The organism is Kluyvera sp. (assembly GCF_965301105.1).
Genome location: NZ_CBDKZX010000071.1, coordinates 1 through 20,298, shown reverse-complemented (window position 1 = coordinate 20,298; position 20,298 = coordinate 1). Strand labels below are relative to the sequence as shown.

The 20,298-nt window shown below is 55.3% G+C and carries 19 protein-coding genes; 8 read left to right on the top strand and 11 right to left on the bottom strand.

Features of this window, described 5'->3' with window-relative positions; genetic code table 11:
* Positions 1 to 404: 404 nt before the first annotated feature.
* Together ACW14G_RS18340 and ACW14G_RS18335 are read right to left on the bottom strand one after the other, a co-directional pair.
* Complete coding sequence (locus ACW14G_RS18340) at positions 405 to 608, bottom strand: hypothetical protein (RefSeq protein ID WP_249022744.1); 204 nt, start codon at positions 606 to 608, stop codon at positions 405 to 407.
* 57 nt (positions 609 to 665) lie between these two features.
* The gene (locus ACW14G_RS18335) at positions 666 to 1,007 is read right to left on the bottom strand and encodes a DUF1971 domain-containing protein (RefSeq protein WP_249022743.1); all 342 of its coding nucleotides are present in this window, start codon (positions 1,005 to 1,007) and stop codon (positions 666 to 668) included.
* Between the two features lie 191 nt (positions 1,008 to 1,198).
* Between ACW14G_RS18335 and murQ the strand changes: the two genes are divergently transcribed.
* The 4 genes from murQ (at position 1,199) to ACW14G_RS18315 (ending at position 4,894) form a co-directional block, all read left to right on the top strand.
* The gene (gene murQ, locus ACW14G_RS18330; protein WP_223803852.1) at positions 1,199 to 2,113 is read left to right on the top strand and encodes an N-acetylmuramic acid 6-phosphate etherase; all 915 of its coding nucleotides are present in this window, start codon (positions 1,199 to 1,201) and stop codon (positions 2,111 to 2,113) included.
* A complete protein-coding gene (locus tag ACW14G_RS18325; RefSeq protein ID WP_249022742.1) occupies positions 2,103 to 3,461 on the top strand; it encodes a PTS transporter subunit EIIC in 1,359 nt (452 codons plus the stop codon). The genes murQ and ACW14G_RS18325 overlap by 11 nt, the downstream gene beginning before the upstream one ends.
* A 58-nt stretch (positions 3,462 to 3,519) precedes the next feature.
* A complete protein-coding gene (locus tag ACW14G_RS18320) occupies positions 3,520 to 4,380 on the top strand; it encodes a MurR/RpiR family transcriptional regulator (protein WP_163448689.1) in 861 nt (286 codons plus the stop codon).
* Between the two features lie 139 nt (positions 4,381 to 4,519).
* Positions 4,520 to 4,894: a DUF1090 domain-containing protein gene (locus tag ACW14G_RS18315; RefSeq protein WP_223882140.1), complete on the top strand. Its 375-nt coding sequence runs from the start codon at positions 4,520 to 4,522 to the stop codon at positions 4,892 to 4,894.
* Between the two features lie 65 nt (positions 4,895 to 4,959).
* Here ACW14G_RS18315 and ACW14G_RS18310 read toward each other — a convergent pair whose 3' ends face one another.
* From ACW14G_RS18310 to gss, 3 genes are all read right to left on the bottom strand, one after another.
* Complete coding sequence (locus ACW14G_RS18310; protein ID WP_249022741.1) at positions 4,960 to 7,248, bottom strand: FdhF/YdeP family oxidoreductase; 2,289 nt, start codon at positions 7,246 to 7,248, stop codon at positions 4,960 to 4,962.
* A gap of 445 nt (positions 7,249 to 7,693) precedes the next feature.
* The gene (locus ACW14G_RS18305) at positions 7,694 to 8,875 is read right to left on the bottom strand and encodes an aminotransferase-like domain-containing protein (RefSeq protein WP_167575020.1); all 1,182 of its coding nucleotides are present in this window, start codon (positions 8,873 to 8,875) and stop codon (positions 7,694 to 7,696) included.
* A gap of 127 nt (positions 8,876 to 9,002) precedes the next feature.
* Complete coding sequence (gene gss, locus ACW14G_RS18300) at positions 9,003 to 10,868, bottom strand: bifunctional glutathionylspermidine amidase/synthase (protein ID WP_249022740.1); 1,866 nt, start codon at positions 10,866 to 10,868, stop codon at positions 9,003 to 9,005.
* Between the two features lie 220 nt (positions 10,869 to 11,088).
* Here gss and yghU point away from each other — a divergent pair, with 220 nt between their 5' ends.
* A complete protein-coding gene (gene yghU / locus ACW14G_RS18295) occupies positions 11,089 to 11,955 on the top strand; it encodes a glutathione-dependent disulfide-bond oxidoreductase (protein WP_163448694.1) in 867 nt (288 codons plus the stop codon).
* A 33-nt stretch (positions 11,956 to 11,988) separates the two neighbouring features.
* Here yghU and ACW14G_RS18290 read toward each other — a convergent pair whose 3' ends face one another.
* Positions 11,989 to 12,279 (bottom strand): DUF2623 family protein, encoded by a 291-nt coding sequence (locus ACW14G_RS18290; protein ID WP_163448695.1) that lies wholly within the window; start codon positions 12,277 to 12,279, stop codon positions 11,989 to 11,991.
* Between the two features lie 190 nt (positions 12,280 to 12,469).
* Between ACW14G_RS18290 and ACW14G_RS18285 the strand changes: the two genes are divergently transcribed.
* Positions 12,470 to 13,510: an aldo/keto reductase gene (locus ACW14G_RS18285; RefSeq protein ID WP_249022739.1), complete on the top strand. Its 1,041-nt coding sequence runs from the start codon at positions 12,470 to 12,472 to the stop codon at positions 13,508 to 13,510.
* 103 nt (positions 13,511 to 13,613) lie between these two features.
* On the opposite strand, the gene ACW14G_RS18280 is transcribed toward ACW14G_RS18285, so the two are convergent.
* Entirely contained in the window at positions 13,614 to 14,108 is a 495-nt protein-coding gene (locus ACW14G_RS18280) for a TIGR00645 family protein (RefSeq protein WP_064542423.1), read from the bottom strand.
* Positions 14,109 to 14,178: 70 nt separating this feature from the next.
* Entirely contained in the window at positions 14,179 to 14,688 is a 510-nt protein-coding gene (locus tag ACW14G_RS18275) for an ESA_00282 family adhesion-associated protein (RefSeq protein WP_223803846.1), read from the bottom strand.
* A 103-nt stretch (positions 14,689 to 14,791) separates the two neighbouring features.
* On the opposite strand from ACW14G_RS18275, the gene ACW14G_RS18270 reads away from it, so the two are divergent.
* Positions 14,792 to 15,187, top strand: a complete 396-nt coding sequence (locus ACW14G_RS18270) for a hypothetical protein (protein ID WP_167575015.1) — start codon at positions 14,792 to 14,794, stop codon at positions 15,185 to 15,187.
* A gap of 2 nt (positions 15,188 to 15,189) precedes the next feature.
* On the top strand, positions 15,190 to 15,633 hold the full coding sequence (locus ACW14G_RS18265; protein WP_249022738.1) for a cytoplasmic protein: 444 nt from the start codon (positions 15,190 to 15,192) through the stop codon (positions 15,631 to 15,633).
* Here ACW14G_RS18265 and ACW14G_RS18260 read toward each other — a convergent pair.
* From ACW14G_RS18260 to ACW14G_RS18250, 3 genes are all read right to left on the bottom strand, one after another.
* Entirely contained in the window at positions 15,606 to 17,138 is a 1,533-nt protein-coding gene (locus ACW14G_RS18260; RefSeq protein ID WP_249022737.1) for a glycoside hydrolase family 43 protein, read from the bottom strand. The two genes, ACW14G_RS18265 and ACW14G_RS18260, sit on opposite strands and share 28 nt — an antisense overlap.
* 10 nt (positions 17,139 to 17,148) lie before the next feature.
* Positions 17,149 to 18,567 carry a glycoside-pentoside-hexuronide (GPH):cation symporter gene (locus ACW14G_RS18255; RefSeq protein WP_249022736.1) on the bottom strand — a complete coding sequence of 473 codons (1,419 nt, stop codon included), beginning with the start codon at positions 18,565 to 18,567 and terminating at the stop codon, positions 17,149 to 17,151.
* Between the two features lie 154 nt (positions 18,568 to 18,721).
* Positions 18,722 to 20,173 (bottom strand): methyl-accepting chemotaxis protein, encoded by a 1,452-nt coding sequence (locus ACW14G_RS18250; RefSeq protein ID WP_249022735.1) that lies wholly within the window; start codon positions 20,171 to 20,173, stop codon positions 18,722 to 18,724.
* Positions 20,174 to 20,298: the final 125 nt, after the last annotated feature.

Below are 20,298 nucleotides of genomic sequence, written 5' to 3'. Positions count from 1 at the left end.
AAAAAGGATAAAGTTCGCCCTGATCGATCAATGATAAAAGAAAAATAAGAAGATCAAGCAAATAGATAATTTAATTTTAGGATTTTTCAATTAATTAGAAATTGTTCGTATTGATATGTATCTCGAACCAATTGTAATTTTATGTAAAGAGCATATCTGAATGCGCAATTTAACTTATTTTTCACAATCATATAAATTGATCTAAATCAATTTACACCATTTAAACAAAAATAAATTTATTGATCTCACCCCATTACACACCGCTAAACCTAACTCATCAGAGGGAATAAATGCGCTAAATCGCTACCCGATAGTGAGTATAGAATCAATTTGACGTTTTAATGGGGTTGAGGCGGGAGATTTAAGACGGGAACATAACAAACAACGCCAGGCGCAGACCGTGCTCAGGAACGCTGCGCCTTACCATGATACAACCCCGGTGAATAGGTGGAGTCAGCCCTCTTTTCCTGGCTCAGATCCGGGCACAAAGAAGCGCTGGATGAAAGATAATGCTGGTATTCCGCAACGTGCAACAGGGCCTGCTCGCCGCAAAGCTCCTGCTCACCATAATCGACATACATCAACGATTGTCGGAAGAATTTGAACATAACATTTTCCAGCCATTGGACCTGGCACCTCCACTCATTGATGGAGGTGCGTCATGATTATGATTTTTTCGCGCTGTAGACTTCTTCACCGGAGAATGTCGGCTCGGCCCAGAAATTAATATTGAACTGAGCGTCGTCGGTCATTTCGATACGGTGCCAGTACTGCGGCGGGCTGGTCGCGAAGCTACCGGCATTGATAACCACCCTCACTTCAGGTTCCGTGGCCTGCTCATCAGCGAAACCGTAGTAGGTCACCGTACCTTCCATCACACACAGCTGGCCAAAGATGCCGGCGGCGGTATTGTGATGGCTCAGCAGCGCGGCCGGGACATTGTCTTTTGTGAAGAATGGGGTTGAACGTTTGATAGTCCAGTTTTTAGGGATTCTGTGATGGCTCATATTAACCTCCGGCTCTAAAACATGCATTTAAAATACAACTTAAAAATCGAGCTGTAAAGCATTTTTGATAATGAATCTCATTATCGTGCATGCACCGTTCTTCGCCCGGCATCACATTTCTGCATGTTGCTTATTGTCGAATTCCGACATTTATTTATATTTAAAATGTCGAATATCAACAGAGGTAATGCATGAACCCGCTCGCTTTCACCATTGCGCAAGAACAGAATGTCGATACCCGCTACCTGGCAGACCTGCCGCTTCCGGACATACTGGCGTTGCTCAACGAGCACGACGCCCGCGTTCCGCTCGCCATTCGCGGCGTTCTTCCGCAGGTGGAAGAGGCCGTGCGTCTGATTGTCGGGCAGATGAAAAGCGGTGGTCGGCTGTTTTATGTTGGCGCAGGCACCAGCGGACGGCTTGGCGTGCTGGACTCCGCCGAGTGCCCACCGACCTTTGGCACCGACCCAAACCTGGTTCAATCAGTCATTGCCGGCGGGCTGGACGCCATGCTGCGCGCCGTAGAGAACGTAGAAGATGACGGTGCCGCCGCGGTTGCCGAACTCCGCGCTCGTGGTCTGAGTCAACGGGATGTGGTGCTGGGTATCGCCGCCAGCGGACGCACGCCGTTCGTGATGTCGGCGCTCGACTTTGCGCGCCAGACTGGCGCAAAGACCATCGCGCTCACCACCCGCGGCCCTGGCCTTATCTCAGAAAAAGCGGACGTGGCGGTAGCGCCGGACGTCGGTGCCGAAGCGCTGGCCGGTTCCACGCGGATGAAAAGCGGCTCCGCGCAGAAGATGCTGCTGGGGATGATCAGTACCGCCACCATGATTCAACTGGGACGCGTGCACGGCAACCTGATGATTGACGTAAAAGCCTCGAACGAAAAGCTGTTGCGCCGCGCCGAGCACATGGTGGCGCAGATCTGCGAAGTGGATAACGCCACGGCGCAAATGCAGCTCCAACAGGTGAACTACAACGTGCGCGCGGCGGTGCTGAGCAACCTGCTGGGCCTCTCTCCCGATGCGGCGCTTGCGATGGCCGCGCAACCCTTTGTCGCCCTAAAAGATCAGCTATTATCAGGAGCCACTCATGGCCAATAAAATAGAACATCTGGAGCTTATCGCTGACGCCATCGAACACCATATTGGCGGCTTCGGCAACGTCGCCACGCTGACCAACTGCATGACCCGCGTACGCGTGGTCCTGCGCGATCGCAGCCTGTTTAACGCCGAAGCGCTGCGCAAACTGGACGGCGTTAAAGGCACCGTCGACGCCGGAGAGCAGTTTCAGATTATCGTCGGCGCGGGTACGGCATCAAAGGTGACGGGGATCCTGACTAAACGCATGAATCGCGCGGGAATCGCCCCTGCCGCCGCCGACGATGCAGAACGTAAACCTTTCTCCATCCGCCGCTGCCTGAATATTCTGGCGGCCATTTTTGTCCCTACCATCCCGGCGCTGATCGGCTGCGGTTTGATTCTTGGATTAGTCAACGTCTGCCGCCTGATCGGCCCCGAGTTTGTCGCCAGCCATCAGGATCTCTTCGCCCTGCTGACGGTCATGGGGAAGGCGGTCTTTACGGTGCTGGCGGTGATGATCGGCATGAATACGGCCAAAGAGCTGCAAGCGTCTCCCGCCATTGGCGCGGTGATGGCGGCCGTGCTGGCCGCGCCGGATCTCGCCAACATCAAGCTATTTGGCAGCGCATTAACGCCGGGCGGCGGCGGGATTTTCGCCGTGCTGCTGGTCTGCGTCTTTGCCGCGAAATTTGAGCTGTGGTTCCGCCGCTACTGCAAAGAGAGCCTGGATCTGATTTTAACGCCCATGGTGACGATTCTGGTCTCCTCGCTGGCCGCGCTGCTGATTCTGCAACCGCTGGCGCACGCGGTTAATCAGTGGCTGGGCGACCTGGTGGCGCTCTCCCTGCTCAACAATTCCGCAGGTTCTGTTGTGGTAGGCGCGCTGCTTGGCGGCGGCTTCCTGTTCCTGCTGCTGACCGGTTTACATCAGGGGCTTATTCCCATTCACGCGCAGATCCTCGATACTTTTGGCCTGAACTATCTGTTCCCGATCCTCGCGATGGGCGGGATGGGTCAGGTGGGCGCGGCGGCCTATGTCTACCTGAAGACGAAGAATTCGCGCCTGAAGAAAACCATTTCCGGCGCGCTGCCGGTGGGTATCATCGGCGTCGGTGAACCGCTGCTGTTCGGCGTCTCCTTGCCGCTGGGTAAACCGTTTATCGCAGGCTGCATCGGCGGTGCGGCAGGCGGTGCGGTGATTGCCGCCTGTAAGGTAGGCATTATCATTCCGTTTGGCACTGCTGGACTATCGCTGCTGCCGTTAGTCGGCGCCGGGCAGATTCTGCCGTTCCTGCTGGCGGTCGTCAGCGCATGGGGGGTTGGATTTGTCGCCGCCATGATCCTGGGCTTTACCGATCCGCAGGAATAGTCATAATCAGGCACAGGGCGCAACGCGCCCTTCCCCATGACGAGAAAAAAGGTACGTAATGGAATCCATCATCAGCAAAATTCAGGCTCTGGCGCACGCCAAAAACGGCGGCGATCGACGTATCTCGACGTATCTGATTGAGCGGAATTTTGATATCTCCGATTTAAGCGCCACCCGCATGGGGCAGGAACTGGGTATCAGCGATTCCTCCGTCATCCGCTATGCCAAAGCGCTTGGCTGTAGCGGTTTTCCGGAGCTGAAGCTGTGGCTCGCCGCGGCCAGCCATCCGCAAAAAGCGCGCGCACGCGAGGAGATCTACGAAGGTATTGAAGCCAGCGACTCTACTGAGCAGATGGTGGAGAAATCCCGCGTCCTGTTTGCCAGCAAAATTGACCAGTCGCTGGATCTGCTCGACCCGCAAACTATCGACATCTGCGCGCGGTTACTGATCGACAGCCGCAAAATCGTCCTCGTCGGCATCGGGACCTCGGCGCTGATCGCGCTGGATATCAACCACAAGCTGATTCGCTGTGGGTTAAACGTGCAGTTCAACTACGATTACCACACGCAAATTGTGCAGGCATCTTTACTACAGCCCGGCGACGTGCTGCTCGCGGTCTCCGCGCGCGGTGAAACGGCGGAGGTGGTAGAAGCGCTGGAGCTGGCCCGTGAACGCGGGGCACACACGATAGCCATCACCCGCTATGGCAAAAACAAAGTCAGCCAAATTGCCAAACACGTCATCCCCTATAGCTATACCGAAGCGCACGAGAAGCTTGGCATGGTGACGCCACAAATCCTACAGATGATCGCCTTTGATATTCTTTTCTTCCGCATTAACAGCCTTGTGTCGCCGGACAGCATGTCCACCGCGCTGCACACCATCAATAAACGCCAGCACAACGGAAACACGCCATAAATATCAATTAGCTGAATATCCACACGAATAACATTGCCTTTTAACATTCATTAACAGATAGTGTATAAGATTTAACTTAAAGCTCTGTTTTTATTACCGTCAGGATATCTGTTAAATGTTATTAATTAAAAAGACAATAATGAGCACTCTGGTTATTGCACCGGCCCTTTTCAGCTTCAGCACTGGCGTCAGTGCCGCGGAATTAACCGGCTGCGCCGCTAAAAAACAAGAGATCACCCGCCAGATTGAATATGCCCGCGCGCACAACAATCAGCATCGGGTCAACGGGCTGACCACCGCGCTGCAAGAGGTTGAGGCCAACTGTACCGATGCCTCTTTGCAAAAGGAACGTCAGCAGAAGGTCGCCGAAAAACAAGAGAAGGTGAACGAACGCCAGGCGGAATTAAAAGAGGCCCAGGCCTCAGGGCGCTCGGATAAAGTCGCTAAAAAACAGCAGAAACTGGATGAAGCCCAGGAAGAGCTGGCGGCGGCTCAGGCGGAATTACAGCGCTGATAGCCCAATCGTTCCAGGCCACAACCCGGCCGCTAAACCGGGTTGTGGACGCGTTATCCCTCTCGCTACGCTTTGCGAATGATGACCGGCACGCTCTTATAGGCAGGCGTCAGGCTCTGGGTATCCACCGCATCAAGTGACAGCAGCACGTTCGCCTCCGGCAAATAGGCGCCAATCGAACCGCCAGCCATGCTGTAAACCACCACCGTCAAGCCATACATCGCACGATCGATGCTCGGCTCGCCGTTGTCCTCCAGCGCTTGAATGTTAATGACGTCGCCTGCCGCCAGCCCCCGCGCCTCGGCTTCCGTCTGGCTTAAAAATGCCACATCGCGACGGCCGGTAATCCCGCGGTAGCGATCGTTCATGCCGTATATCGTGGTGTTGTACTGGTCATGGCTACGTAACGTCGCCAGCACCAGCGCATCATCCGGCTGATTCTGACGATCCACCGCGCGCTGGCGGCTAACCACAAAGTTCGCTTTACCGCTCTCCGTGTGCCATTCGCGTCGCGACGCGGGCGTATCCATACGGAAGCCGCCCGGTTCGGCGATGCGCGCGTTATAGTTGGCGAACGCCGGAATCACGCTGCCGATGGCCTCACGAATCAACGCATAGTTATCGGTCATCGCTTCCCAGTTCACCGGCGAGTCAGGTAACGTCGCGCGCGCCAGCCCGGCGACAATCGCCGGCTCCGACTTCAACCAACGCGATGCCGGTTTCAGCGCGCCGCAGGAGGCGTGCACCATCGACATGGAATCTTCGACGGTGACCGACTGGATGCCGCTCGCCTGTATATCACGCTCGGTGCGCCCCAGCGCCGGGAACAGGTAGTTATGTTTCGCCATCAACAGATGCGAGCGATTGAGTTTGGTCGCCACGTGGACCTGCAAATCCAGCTTTTTCATCGCTTCAAAGGTGCGCTGTGGTTGTGGCATCGCCACCGCCAGATTGCCGCCCATGCAGATCAAAGCCTGTGCGTCACCGCTCTCGATGGCGCGAATGCTCTCAACGCTGGAGCGACCATGCTTGCGAGGTACGCGAATGCCAAAGTGCCCTTCCAGGCGCGACAAAAAGGCTTCCGGCGCCGCCTCGTTAATGCCGACCGAACGGTCGCCCTGCACGTTGGAATGGCCGCGCAGTGGGCAGATACCGGCGCCCGGTTTGCCGATATTGCCCTTCAACAGCAGCAGGTTCACCAGTTGCTGGACGTTTTCGGTGCCGTTTTTATGCTGGGTAATCCCCAGACCATAGCAGATGATGGTGGCTTTTGAGCGGTCGTAACGGTAGGCCAGGTCTTCCATCTGGCTACGACTCAAACCAGAGTCCTGTTCCAGATCCGCCCAGTGACAGCGATGCAGATCGTCATACAGCGCCTGATAGCCCTGGGTATGCTCAGCCAGGAACGCGCGGTCGAGGCACGGTTCCTGGCCAAGCAAGGTTCTGGCTTCGTCCATCTCAATCAGCGCCTTCATGACGCCTTTCAGCAGCGAGGCGTCGCCGCCCATTTTGACCTGGTAGTAGTCGTTACTGAGCGTCGTGGCATGGCCTTTCAGCATGTCCGTCGGGCTTTGCGGGAAGCTAAAACGTTCAAGACCGCGCTCCGCCAACGGATTGATAGAGATAATACGCCCGCCGCGCTGCGCCACTTCACGCAGAGTGGTCAGCATCCGTGGGTGGTTAGTACCCGGATTGTGGCCGATGCAGATAACCAAATCACAGTGCTCGAAATCATCCAGTTCGACGGTGCCCTTCCCCAGCCCGATAGCGCTGGTCAGCCCGGCGCTGGTTGGCCCGTGGCACATGTTGGAGCAGTCCGGGAAGTTGTTGCTGCCGTATTCGCGGGCAAATAGCTGGTAAAGAAACGCGGCTTCGTTGGAGGTACGCCCGGAGGTATAGAACTCAACACGTTCCGGGGAGTCGTAGCTGCGCAGGCGTTCGCCGATTTCGGCAAATGCCACCTGCCATTCGACGGCCTGCCAGGTATCGGTGACGGCGTCGTACTTCATCGGATGCGTCAGACGGCCAACGTTCTCCAGCTCGTAATCGCTGTATTTCCACAGCTCGGCCACGGTATGCTGGCGGAAGAATTCCGGGGAGGCTTTCTTGCTGGTGGTTTCCCAGGAGACGGCTTTCACGCCGTTTTCACACAGCTCCATCGGCGAACGATGGCTGGGGTCCGGCCACGCGCAGCCAGGACAGTCGAAGCCCTTTATCTGATTCATACGGAACATCGCAATGACATCGCGCGCCACTGCCTTTTGCGAAAATACCGATGCGGTAACCGCTTTTACCGCTCCCCATCCACCTGCGGGCCCTTGATAGTCGCTTACACCTGGAACGCCATTACTCATTTTTACCGCTTATTCTGTACGCAATTTCAATGGCGAATACGGTAGCAATTTCTCTTCAGCAAAGATTTCCTCTTCACGAGGTACAGCGGCTCTACGCTGTACGGATTAGTCTGCGGCTCCCTCAGGGAGCATAGCGATTCCCTCTCATGCGTCACCGCCACACGAAAAATAGGGTTGATCTGATACGAACAACCTCTTATTTTTCACCTTTGTTTTTTTAATCGGACCCTGCGATGTCAGCTATGAATCAAGCGAAAGCGGTAGTGAACAGCAGAATAATAAGAACAATAAGCTGAGGTAGTTCTGATGTGGTTATTTATTGGCACCGTCACCGTCGCCTTTTTAGCATCGCTGATGCTGATCTGGCTTGACGACAGAATTGCGGAAACGGAATAAATCCGTGGAGGACGTTCCGCGCCAGAAGGCGGCGCGGAACGAAAAAGCATTACAGCGACTTCGCCAGACGCTCAACGGCGGTTTGCAGACCTTCCAGCGACACCGTCGAGTAGGATAAACGCAGCGTGCGGGTATCCGGATTGTCGTTATAGAACGCTTCACCCGGCACGTACACCACGCCATTTTCCAGCGTTTTCTCCAGCCACTTCATGGTATCGAACGGATAACGGAAACGCGCCCACAGGAACATCCCCCCTTTCGGACGGCTGAACTCAAGATGCTCGCCCAGACGGCTTTCCAGCGCGTCGGCCAGCGCCTCGCACTTCTTACGGTAGTCTTCACGGATGAGCGCAATCTGGTTTTCCAGACGGCCCAAGCTCAGGTATTCAGCGGTAATCACCTGCGACAGCATATTGGTGTGCAGATCGGCGGCCTGCTTGACGATCACCGTCTGTTGCGCCAGCCAGTCCGGCATCACGATCCAGCCAATACGCATGCCCGGCGCCAGAATTTTGGAGAAGGTCGAGGTATAGACCACCTGATCTTCACAGCCTAATTCCACCGCATGCTGATACAGCGGACGCTGCACTTCATCGGTAAAGCTGATTTCACCGTAGGGATCGTCTTCAATAATCACCACGTCATGCTGCTTCGCCAGCTCCACCAGACGGCGGCGACGATCGTCGCTCAACGTTTTACCGCCAGGATTACCGAAGGTTGGCACCAGATAAACGGCTTTAACACGCGTGGTGGTCAGCAGCTCGGCAAGCTGTTCCACCAGCATGCCGTTGTCGTCGGTATCGACGCTCAGGATGTTGGCCTGGGCCAGCTGAAACACCTGCAACGCCGCGAGGTAGGTTGGGCGCTCAACGACAATGGTATCGCCCGGATCGAGCAGCGTGCGGGCAACGATATCCAGCGACTGCTGCGAGCCTGAGGTGATATAAACATGGCTTGCCTGACAGGCCACGCCGCGCGCCTGACACAGTTCGCTCACGGCCTGGCGCAGCGGCGGGTAGCCTTCGGTCAGCCCGTACTGGAACGCATCGTTAAAGCGTTCGCTCATCACCTTCTGCACCGCCAGCTCCAGCCCTTCGGTATCAAAAAGCTCCGGCGCCGGAATGCCGCCGCCGAGAGAAATCACGCCGGGCAGTTTACTGTGCTTGAGGAGTTCGCGGACGGCGGAGGGCTTGAGTTCCCCCGCGCGCGCGGCGAGTCGCCGATCGTGCATATTCTTTTCCTTTTCTGTCTTGTTGTTGTGTTTACTGCAGACTTTCTTTACGTAGGCCTGATTAGCGAAGCGCCATCAGGCAACCCGACACAGATTGCCGGATGGCGGCTCTGCCTTATCCGGCCTACTATTTTTTATCTTTAATCACCACCAGCGGTTCGATATCGCTCTCTTTTTTAATCACCAGAGAAGCATCGCCGCGCAGGCAGGTGCCGCCGTAGTTACCGCCGACGGTAAAGGTACATACCTGAATATATTTTCCCGCCACGTTTGGCAAGCACCAAAGCTGCTGGTAAATATTTTTCCGGTCATTAAATTTACCGCTGGTTTGATCCAGTAGCTGATCGTGGCCGCTGACCAGATCGATATTGCTGCCGCAACGCCCGGAAATCGGCTTGATGGCATAGCCGGTTTTGGCCAGATGCTCGCTCACCTCAAAGTCGGTATCCAGCAGATACGGATGGTTCGGGAACAGCGACCACAGCACCGGGAGAATGGCTTTGTTGCCGGGAATCACCGTCCACAGCGGCTCGAAGACCATCACTTCCGGGCGCAGCAGCACGTCAATCAGGCGCACTTCGTTATCCGGGTGACCGGTACGAATCGGCACAGCGGCGTATTCGTCTTCATCCACCTCGCGCACCTGCTCAATCGCCGTTTCCCACGCCCAGGTTTTCCACACGCAGTTCACCAGACGACCGTCGCCATCAATCAGCTGACCGGCAGCATCCCAGCGCAGCTCGTCGAGGCCGTAGAGAATTTTGCTCTCGAAGCCCGCCTGCTCAAGGGCTCGCTGCATAAACTGGGCGTGGTAATTTTCTTCCAGATCGTTGTCCTGCATGATGTGCACGAACGGCCTTGCCTGGCTGTGTTTCCACGCGCCCACCAGCTCGCCCAGCAGGTCTTCCGCCGGGTTGTGGCCGTTGCCGCGATAGCCGGTTTTCAGCCACTGTTCGAGAATCAGGCCGCCTTCGGTGTGGCAGGAAGCGGAGTCAGCGTTGTACTCGTAGACCTTCAGGCCGCGCTCGTCCATGCAGAAATCCATGCGCCCGGTGATCATATCGTGGCGACGACGCTGCCACGAAAGGCGCAGACGCGGCCAGAGGATTTTAGGAATATCAAACAGCGCCAGCAGGTTGTCATCACGCATCACTTTGTCGGTGGCGTGGAGATACATCAGGTGCATCTCGTTGGTCGCTTTAATCAGCTCCTGCTCTGCGCTCTCGGTCATGGTGAAATACTGATACGGATCGCCGTTAATCACATGACCGTTGGCGGCGATATACGCCTGCTGGAGTGAATCTTTTTCGTCGAGCCATTTGCCCTCAAACTGACCGTTATTCTCCAGACGCGCTCCGCCCAGCTTCAGCGCATCACCGGCAATCGCCGGCTGCGGCAGGCTGTAACGCGCATCGTCAGTCTGGATCATCCAGCCAAGAATGGTGGTGTCATCGAAGGTATCATGCAGCGTGTAGTGGCCGTCTTTCACCTCTAACGTAAGCTCGCGGGTCCACTGCTGGCCCGCCGGCAACGCCGAGTGCAGCACGTTCTGCTCGGCGATACGCACCTTGTTGCCCAGCAGTTGGGTAATCACCGCCACGTGGCCGGTTTCATTAAACTCGCCGCCCTTCTGCCAGATAAGCAAAGAGCCGACGAGCGGCGCGCGACGGGAACCATTAGCAAAAGCCTGCAGCGGGAGAATGGCGTCGTTCACCACCTGACGCAGATAGCGCAGAGAGAAGATCTCGTAGGCCATACTCACATCGGTGAAGACAAATCCGTAGTTGATGAACAGAAAGCGGCGGGCAAACTCGACGCACTGCCACTTGTGGCCCATATATTCGTTATCGATGTAGCTACGAAACGAAGCGTCGTCAGGCATATCACCTGGTTTTAAGCTGCTGTAATTTGAAGAGTAAATCGCTACGCCGCCCGGCGCATACCCCAACAACGTGCCAAATGGGGCGTCACTATTGGTACTTCCCTTGCTCATGAACCTTCCTCAAACATCGCGTGCGATTTTCTCGCTCGCACGTTGAAATTAATCCAACAAAAGTGGATTAATCATACACCCGTGCATGCGAGGATGGCCCCTTATCGGGAAAAATATTCATCTGAAAAATGGCGTCATCAGCGCGTGGGCAGCCCGAGTGTTTGCCTGAAGCTGCTAAACTTCACTACCTCAACACATCATCAAAATAAGGCGAGCGATTATGTCAGAGAACACCTATCAGCCCCCCAAAGTCTGGGAATGGAAGCAAAACAACGGCGGCGCATTTGCCAATATCAACCGCCCGATTTCCGGTGCCACTCATGAACAAGCGCTGCCGGTGGGCCAGCATTCCCTCCAGCTTTACTCCCTTGGCACGCCAAACGGCCAGAAAGTCACGATTATGCTCGAAGAACTGCTGGCGGCAGGCGTCACGGAAGCGGAGTACGACGCGTGGCTTATTCGCATTGGCGAAGGCGATCAGTTCTCCAGCGGCTTTGTGGAAGTGAACCCAAACTCGAAGATTCCGGCATTGAGCGACCACTCCACCACGCCGCCAACCCGCGTGTTTGAGTCTGGCAACATCCTGCTCTATCTGGCGGAAAAATTTGGCCATTTCCTGCCCAAAGATCCGGCCGGGCGCACCGAAACGCTGAACTGGTTGTTCTGGTTGCAGGGCTCAGCCCCGTTCCTCGGCGGCGGTTTTGGTCACTTTTATAACTACGCGCCGGTGAAGATTGAGTACGCGATTGACCGCTTCACCATGGAAGCCAAACGTCAACTGGACGTGCTGGACAAACAGCTGGCGCGCGGGCGCTACGTGGCAGGGGAAGAGTACACCATCGCTGATATCGCCATCTGGCCATGGTATGGCAACGTTGTGCTCGGCAACGTCTACGGCGCGGCGGAATTCCTTGATGCGGGAAGCTACAAGAACGTGCTGCGCTGGGCGCAGGATATCGCCAGCCGCCCGGGCGTGAAGCGCGGCCGTATTGTCAACCGTACCAATGGACCGTTGAATGAGCAGCTGCACGAACGTCATGCCGCCAGCGATTTTGACACCAATACGGAAGATAAGCGTCAGCAGTAATGGCTTGATTGACCGGGTGCCTGGCGCCCGGTTTTATTGCCCTTCCAGCCGGTATCCCGCCATAAAGTAGCGAACAGTCGTGCTGGAGTCATGCTCTTTAAAGAAGTCCATCACCATTTCTTTATCCAGCCCGTAGCGCCGCGTCAGAATCCCCGCTTCCCAGGCGCTGAGCTGCCGGTCGCCGGTCCTCTCAAACATTCGGTGCGAAAAGCCCAGCACAAAGCCGCGTTTATAGTCGGCGCAAAAACCAATCACCTTTTGTGCGCTATCGGCATAAGACGCCTGCAGCCCCGCCATCAGCCCTTTGCCAAAATGGTTATCCATTTGTGTCCCCTCAATCGTTATATATAAAATTATATAGCGATTATTTGAGCGCTGGCTAGCGCTATTTAAACGCGAATCCTGAAGAGGAAGCCTTCAGCCAATTCCCGGCACTGTGATCGCGCCGACGGGCATTCATACGCAAAGCAAGTATTCTGGAAACAGCGTTTCAAAAATAAGAGAAGGAGATGTTATGGCCTGGCAAGCAAACCCAGCCCGTTATGAACAGATGCAGTATCGCTACTGCGGCCGCAGCGGTTTACAGCTTCCTGCGCTGTCCCTCGGCCTATGGCACAGTTTTGGTCATATTCACGCGCTAGACGACCAGCGCGCCCTGCTGCGCAAAGCCTTTGACTGCGGCATTACCCACTTCGATCTGGCGAATAACTACGGCCCGCCGCCGGGCAGCGCCGAGGAGAACTTTGGCCGCCTGTTACGGGAAGATTTTGCCGGTTATCGCGATGAGCTCGTCATCTCAACCAAAGCGGGTTATGACATGTGGCCAGGGCCATACGGCTCCGGCGGCTCGCGTAAGTATCTGCTGGCCAGTCTCGACCAAAGCCTACAGCGTATGGGACTGGAGTACGTCGATATCTTTTATTCGCACCGCGTCGATGAACGCACTCCGATGGAAGAGACCGCCAGCGCGTTAGCTCAGGCGGTGCAAAGCGGTAAAGCGCTGTACGTTGGTATCTCGTCCTACTCTTCCGAACGCACCCAGGCGATGGTTGAGCTGCTGCGCGAGTGGAAAATTCCGCTGCTGATTCATCAGCCTTCTTATAATCTGCTCAACCGCTGGGTCGACAAGAGCGGACTGCTGGATACGCTTGAGCGCAACGGTGTGGGCTGTATTGCCTTTACCCCGCTGGCGCAAGGGCTGCTAACCGGGAAATACCTGAACGGCATTCCGGAAGGTTCGCGGATGCAGGTGGAAGGCAAAAAGGCGCGCGGTCTGACGGAAAATATGCTGAGTGAGAGCAACCTGAGCAGTCTGCGCTTACTCAACGATATGGCGCAACAGCGAGGGCAATCAATGGCGCAAATGGCCTTGAGCTGGCTGTTGAAAGACAGCCGCGTGACGTCGGTGCTGATTGGCGCCAGTCGACCAGAGCAAATTGAAGAGAACGTGAAGGCGCTGGAAAACCTGCACTTCTCCCACGAGGAGCTGACGCAAATTGATAAGCATGTGGCGGATGGTCAGCTAAATCTGTGGCAGGCGTCGTCGGATAAGTAGGACCGTACCGAAAACGTGAATGGGTAGGCCAGACCAGTGCAGCGCTCCTGGGGCTCCGGCGCATATTGCCGGATGGCGGCGCTGCCTTATCCGGCCTACATCGCTATTTTTTCGCGCGGGTCAGACTATCGAGGTAACCCATCACAAACGCTGAAAGTACAAAAGTCAGGTGAATAATCACGTACCACATCAGCTTGTTATCCGGGACGTTTTTGGCATCCATAAACACCCGTAACAGGTGAATAGACGAGATAGCCACAATCGAAGCCGCCACTTTGTTTTTCAGCGAGGTGGCGTCCATTTTGCCCAGCCAGTTCAGTTTCTCTTTGTGTTCACTGATATCGAGCTGCGAGACAAAGTTTTCATAGCCGGAGAACATCACCATCACCAGCAGGCCGCCGACCAGCGTCATATCCACCAGCGACAACAGGGTCAGGATTAAATCGGCTTCCGCCATGCTGAAGATATTCGGCAGCACGTGCAGGATCTCCTGAAAGAACTTCAGGGTTAAGGCCAGCAGCGCCAGCGAGAGGCCAAAATAAACCGGGGCGAGGATCCAGCGCGATGCGTACATCGCATTTTCCAGAAAGCGTTCCATAGTGTCCTGTTTTCGAGTCAAATTCGCCCTAGTATATCGCAATCACATAACATCATATCAACACTTCGGCTTACACATCGTGGGGACGAATAAAGGGTCGCTGGAAGTCCGGCCAAACCAACGCCACCAGTTCGGGATAAGCCTCCTGAGCAAATTCCTCGTAGCACCGCTGCAGGCTGAGCACCACCGGGTCGACGTCGGTCACCCGCTCGCCTTTCAGGCAGCGGCGTTTAATCTCATCGTAATACTCATAGACGGCGCCATTGAGATTCCGGCAACGTTCCTGCGCTTCAAACAGGCCCGCTTTTTCTTTTAGCTGCTCTGTCGACATACGCTTAATTGTCGATTGAACAAAATCGATATACTCGTGGTTAATACGCCAGTACCAGGAAGGGGTAATCCGGCTCATGAGCCCGGCAAAATGATTTTCGCCTTCGTCTTTGTTCAGCGGCGCGGGGGCCGGAGCGGGAACGGTTTCATTATTGGTATCAGACGGTGCGTTATTTTGACCATACATAAAAAATAAAATAATGACGGTAAGTAACAGCAACACCATCACAAAATAAATAATACCGCTCATGGTTTTCTCCACTTTTTTTGATTTTAAAAGTGCGTCATGTTAATGTCAACGAACCTCACTATAATAAAAAACATTCTCCAGCCATTCGACAGACGACGCCTATATGATAGCTGAAACCCTTATCCCAGCCCGTTTCTGCATCGCCGCTATAGATGCGGAAAACAAGGATACGCCGCCAGGCCAGCAGGCTGAGCAGGAGAAAGCCTCGCTCGCCACATGGCAGGACGAGATATTGATTGGCGGCGGTCAATCGCGTAACCCATTGGTTGAGGAACGCGATCGTCATATTAAAGACAGATTATATCGCATCGCTAAAATTGAAGCTTTTGCACTTATGCTAAATAACCTGGTGGTTCAGGGGGAGATCTCCGCGCTGGAGTTAAGTCAAATTATGGAGTTAAAAACTCAGGAGATAAATGAGGACGGTAATAAAATCTGGCTTAATTTAATGACCCAGGAAAGAACCGCGCCAATGTTTTATAATCTAACGGATAAGTGAGCATGAAACTTGTCGATGTTAGCGCGACTAATATAGCGTTAAGCCCACAACTCAGTGATGAGACCATTCTTCAGCGTAATTTGCAGACGCTGCGCGAGGAAAAAAACGCCGAGGGGCGTCGCATTTCCAGCCTTTCCGAACCCATTCCCGCAGCGCTGGTGAAAATGAAGTGGCAGCATCGCCGCGAAATCTATGGTTATCAAATTAAAGAAGAGATCTTCGGCGCCGCGCTATGTGAGGTGATGGCGCGTTACCCCCATCTGCGCGACAAAATCCTGGCGCATACGGAATCCTGCTATCAGCACGTCCTGAATCGGGAGGCCGCAACGCTTGAGATTAGCCGCGGCCTCGCCGATGGTCATTACCGCACGTCTAACGTCATCCTGAAAATTGAAAAGAACGACGAAAAACGCCCGGATCAGCCGATAATGTCGATGGCAAAGTGATCAAACGAGCAGCTTCCGCGCTGCGCCTGGCTTTCTAACGACACTGCTACCAGTCCCACTTTTGCCCCAACCCACTTCCCTTTGCCTGCGGCGAAAGGCTGAGTCACCCGCTGCCAGTTCACCTCACCGCTACGCCAGGCAAAGCGGCAGATGCCGCCGTGAGAGACCTCGACCTGCATTGCGCAGGTGGCGCTATCCAGCGTCGCAATGACCTCGCGGCGTTCGCGTACCACGCCCGCATCGCTCATCCAGCCGGTCAGCCACAGCAGTCGATGCTGCCCGTCACGTTTTTCCAGCAGCAGCGCGGCATAACGTTCACCGTAAATAACCAGACCACCCGCATCGCCGTTAGCTTCAGCGTTCAGCGTCAGCGTGGTTTCGGCGCTAAACTGCCAGGCCGGAAATTTCTGCAGCAGCAGGTTGGGCAGCCAATAGAAATATTGTTTCTCTTCACCGCAAGGGAGTTCGCAGCAGCGGAGATTCAACTGGCCATCGCCCGGCAGCAGCCACTGGGGATCCGGATTAGCCTGCCACTGCCACTGTAGACCCGGCACGCCTGAGGCAAAATCATCGCTGGTTTGCGGCTGTGATGGCACCGCCGGCGCTAAGCTCGCCGGACGCGGCCAGTGCATCACCGGTTGCCCGGCGCCGTCATCCCCCAGCGGCTCGCCGATACGCGGCCAACCGTCCTGCTCCCAGCGCATTGGCTGGAGGTGAACGATGCGTCCATACAGATGCGCATCCTGGAAATGGACAAACCAGCATTCACCGTCATCCAGCTCAACCCAGCCGCCCTGATGCGGACCATTAACCGGGGTATTCCCCTGAAACAGAACGTTTTTCGCCTCCCAGGGGCCGCTCATGCTGCGGGCGCGCAGCACCGTTTCCCAGCCGGTTTCGACGCTGCCCGCAGGGGCAAAAATGTAGTACCAGCCGCCGCGCTTGTAGACTTTTGGCCCTTCCAGCGTCGGCTGGTCGCAGCTGCCATCGTAAATAATCTGCCCTTCCCCGCGCAGCGAAGTGCCGTCCGGCGACATGGCGAACAGTTGAAGCTGGTGTTTAATTCCGCTACGGCTATGGGCAAAGGCGTGGACCAGCCAGGCGTCACCGTTGTCATCCCAGAACGGACAGGGGTCGATCCAGCCTTTCGCGGGCTGCACGCAGTGTGGCGTACTCCATTCGCCCCACGGATCGTCGGTCCGACACATGAAAATACCTTCATCCGGAGTGCTGAAAAAGACCCACAGGTGATTGTCGTGCCAACGAATCGACGGCGCCCATACGCCTTTTCCCGGCTGGTACTGGTCGTAACCCGCCAGGGGTAACGACTGAAAAACATGGTTGATGATCTGCCAGTTCACCAGATCGGTCGAATGCAGGATCGGCAGCGCGGGCATATGGTTGAAGCTCGACGAAACCATAAAGAAGTCGCCGCCGACGCGAACAATATCCGGATCCGAATAGTCGGCGCAGAGGATCGGGTTATGATAATCATGTGATGTCATCGTCGTTTCCTCAGGCTTTATGTAATACGCCGCTGACGGCTTGCGGCTCAGTTTGCACCGCCGCCTGTTGCCGTGCGGAAAGGTCGCGTTGAATGGTCGCCATGGCGCGGTCATCCAGCTTATAGAAGCGCGACAGCCACCATAACACCAGATACGAAAGCGATGGCCCCAGCGTCAGCAGGCCAACGATGCCCATCGTCGCCATCGGTGTTTGTTCGGTGACGCCTGCCTGATAGCCAAACAGCCCCAGCGAGAAACCGACTACCGCTCCAGCGACCGCCATCCCCATTTTCAGCGCAAACAGGTTGCCGGAGTAGGACAGGCCAGTAATACGGCGGCCAAACTTCCACTCACCATAGTCGGCGGCGTTCGCCATCATGTTCCATTTAAACGGTTGATACATCTGATGGAAGAATCCCACAAGGAAGTACAAAGGGAACACGACCGGTAGCCAGGTTGGCGGCACGAAGAACATCACCACACCTACTGCGACCAGCAGCAGGTTAATGTTTTTAAACAGCGAAACCGCACGGTAACGCTTCGCCAGCCAGCCCGCCGCGATGCTGCCGATAATGGTACCGACCACGCTAGTCGAGACAAACGCCGACTTCATCGCCGTCCCGGCCGCAGACTCAACGCCGCCCATCATCAAATAAGTGGCGTAATACAGCGTTGCCGCGCTGCGCATCACCCCAGCCATGCTGGAGAAGAAGGTAATGATCGCCACAATGCGCCACTGATCGTTTGCCAGCAGCGAGCGCAGATCTTCGCGAATGCTGCCCTGCTGCTCCACCGCGGGCGCCACGCGCTCTTTGGTGGAGAAGAAGCAGAAGGCCAACATCACAATGGCGATGGCCCCCATAATGCCCATGGTGGCCTGGAAGCCGAACTGCTTATCTTCTTTACCCAGGTAGTCGACCAGAAACAGTGTGGCGACGGAGACCATCAAACCGGCCACGGAAGAGATCGTAAAACGATAAGATTGTGCCGACAGGCGATCTTTCTCATCGCGGGTGATCACACCACCCAACGCACAGTAGGGAATATTGATAAAGGTGTAACACAACATCAGCAAGGTGTATGTCAGGTAGGCATAAACCAGCTTACCGGAAGCGCCAAAATCGGGCGTGGTGAAGGTCATCACCGCCAGCACGGCGTAGGGAATCGCAAACCAGATCAGCCATGGGCGGAAGTGGCCCCAGCGGGTTTTTACCCGGTCGGCCACGATACCGGTGAGCGGGTCGGTTATCGCATCCAGCACGCGCGTCACCAGGAACATCACCCCTACCGCCGCCGCGGAAAGACCGTAAATATCGGTGTAAAACCAAGTCAAAAACATCGTGACCGAAGAGTAGACAATACCGCAGGCGGCATCGCCCATGCCGTATCCCAGCTTTTCGGTAATAGACAACTTCGTATCGTTTGCCACACGTATATCCTCCTGAATTGAAGTGGTTTCACTGTAGGAGGATGGGGTGGGCAATTATATTGTCATTTTTCGTACCGGTATTATGTTTTCTGGCAACTGCGAAAGTTGTCACATAACTGAATTATTTGTCATACACCTTTCATTTTTTGTGACCTTACACCAACCGGAACACCGAAATAGCCGACTTCAGTTCACCGGTATGCTGCTGTTGCTGATGCGCGACCTGTATAGTTTGCGCCACGTGTTGCACGTTCTCCTGCACGCTGGCATCGATATGCGCAATACTGCCTTTCATCTGTAATACGCTGGCGCGCTGCTGGTCGCTCATCGATGACAACACATCAACACAGGCCTGTAGACTGTCGATGTTATTGATGATTGCCGCCATGGTTTTCCCCGCTCTTTCAACCTGCTCTGTACCCTGATGAGTGCTCTCGACGGAAGCGGCCACCAGCTGGCGAATGTCCCGCGCCGCACCTTCACAGCGCAGCGCCAGGGTACGGACTTCAGCTGCCACCACCGCAAACCCTTTCCCATGAGCACCGGCCCGCGCTGCTTCGACGGAAGCATTGAGCGACAGAATATTGGTCTGGAAGGCAATGCCGTCGATAAGTTCAAGGATGCCGCCGATCTTCAGCGACTCATCACGAATGTGCGACATGGACGCCATGGCTGAACGGATATTCTCCCCCCCTTCCCGCGCCACTGCGCTGGCCTGCCCGGCGAGTTCGCGCGCTTCGCTAGCCTTCTCACTGGTTAACGATGCCGCACTGGCAAGCTGCTCCATGGCGCTGGCAGTGACCGCCAACGACCGCGCCTGGCTGTCGGTGCGTTCGGAGAGCGCGGTGTTACGTTGCAGCAGCGTCTGCGAGGCATCCAGCAGTTGCGACACATTACCGCTGACCTGCTCCAGGGTATTGCGCATGGCGTCCAGCGTCAGGCTAAAGGTTTTCGCAAAGGGTGAGCGGCTGGTTTTGGTGTCACGCTCCAGCGTCAGGTAGCCCGACTCACGGTTAATGACCGCCGCCAGCTTCGCGACCTCGCTGGCCGACCGTGCGTCCTGCTCCATCCGCACCGCCAGGAAGACCAGGAATACCGTTTGCGCCACCACATACACCGCGTGCATAATCACCATGTGCAAACCAGCGTGCATAAACACGGTGATATTAAACAACCCATATTCCTGTAAATAATTAAATACCAGGTGGTGAGCGGCAATCACCCCTGCGCCCATAATCAATGGCCGCCAGTCGCGCCAGGCGAGCAGCGCTGACAGCAAAACAAATACCGAGAAATGATATTCAGTCTCGCCGCCGCCAAGCTGAATCAGCAGTGCGGAATAGGCCATTAGAATAAACGCATAAACTAAGCGTGTGATGAGTTTGCCCGCAAAAAGCAGCGTCATCAGGGTGGCAAGCCCCGCCAGAATCGTCGCCACCAGCAGCGCCAGACTGGGGTTATCATTCATCCAGCCCACGCCCAGCGAAACGGCCCACATCACCCAGGCCAGCACCAATAATAGCCGGTCAGCTCTTTGACGAATCGAGGATAACGAGATCAGGTCGCGATGCGAGCTATCAGCTTGTCGCAAAGTTATTATGCCCATGATATTTTCCGTCCGCTGTAGATATATATTATTGTTAGCGTTCAGAATTAAGCGTAGGAAGGTTATTTAAGACTAGCCACTCTGATATTTAAAATATATAGCAACACTTAAGCACTGCTAAATAT

Excerpts from the sequence above, each read along its gene's own strand:
- ACW14G_RS18340 (WP_249022744.1), bottom strand. The coding sequence starts at position 608 with ATGTTCAAATTCTTCCGACAATCGTTGATGTATGTCGATTATGGTGAG.
- ACW14G_RS18335 (WP_249022743.1), bottom strand. The coding sequence starts at position 1,007 with ATGAGCCATCACAGAATCCCTAAAAACTGGACTATCAAACGTTCAACC.
- murQ (WP_223803852.1), top strand. The coding sequence starts at position 1,199 with ATGAACCCGCTCGCTTTCACCATTGCGCAAGAACAGAATGTCGATACC.
- ACW14G_RS18325 (WP_249022742.1), top strand. The coding sequence starts at position 2,103 with ATGGCCAATAAAATAGAACATCTGGAGCTTATCGCTGACGCCATCGAA.
- ACW14G_RS18320 (WP_163448689.1), top strand. The coding sequence starts at position 3,520 with ATGGAATCCATCATCAGCAAAATTCAGGCTCTGGCGCACGCCAAAAAC.
- ACW14G_RS18315 (WP_223882140.1), top strand. The coding sequence starts at position 4,520 with ATGAGCACTCTGGTTATTGCACCGGCCCTTTTCAGCTTCAGCACTGGC.
- ACW14G_RS18310 (WP_249022741.1), bottom strand. The coding sequence starts at position 7,248 with ATGAGTAATGGCGTTCCAGGTGTAAGCGACTATCAAGGGCCCGCAGGT.
- ACW14G_RS18305 (WP_167575020.1), bottom strand. The coding sequence starts at position 8,875 with ATGCACGATCGGCGACTCGCCGCGCGCGCGGGGGAACTCAAGCCCTCC.
- gss (WP_249022740.1), bottom strand. The coding sequence starts at position 10,868 with ATGAGCAAGGGAAGTACCAATAGTGACGCCCCATTTGGCACGTTGTTG.
- yghU (WP_163448694.1), top strand. The coding sequence starts at position 11,089 with ATGTCAGAGAACACCTATCAGCCCCCCAAAGTCTGGGAATGGAAGCAA.
- ACW14G_RS18290 (WP_163448695.1), bottom strand. The coding sequence starts at position 12,279 with ATGGATAACCATTTTGGCAAAGGGCTGATGGCGGGGCTGCAGGCGTCT.
- ACW14G_RS18285 (WP_249022739.1), top strand. The coding sequence starts at position 12,470 with ATGGCCTGGCAAGCAAACCCAGCCCGTTATGAACAGATGCAGTATCGC.
- ACW14G_RS18280 (WP_064542423.1), bottom strand. The coding sequence starts at position 14,108 with ATGGAACGCTTTCTGGAAAATGCGATGTACGCATCGCGCTGGATCCTC.
- ACW14G_RS18275 (WP_223803846.1), bottom strand. The coding sequence starts at position 14,688 with ATGAGCGGTATTATTTATTTTGTGATGGTGTTGCTGTTACTTACCGTC.
- ACW14G_RS18270 (WP_167575015.1), top strand. The coding sequence starts at position 14,792 with ATGATAGCTGAAACCCTTATCCCAGCCCGTTTCTGCATCGCCGCTATA.
- ACW14G_RS18265 (WP_249022738.1), top strand. The coding sequence starts at position 15,190 with ATGAAACTTGTCGATGTTAGCGCGACTAATATAGCGTTAAGCCCACAA.
- ACW14G_RS18260 (WP_249022737.1), bottom strand. The coding sequence starts at position 17,138 with ATGACATCACATGATTATCATAACCCGATCCTCTGCGCCGACTATTCG.
- ACW14G_RS18250 (WP_249022735.1), bottom strand. The coding sequence starts at position 20,173 with ATGGGCATAATAACTTTGCGACAAGCTGATAGCTCGCATCGCGACCTG.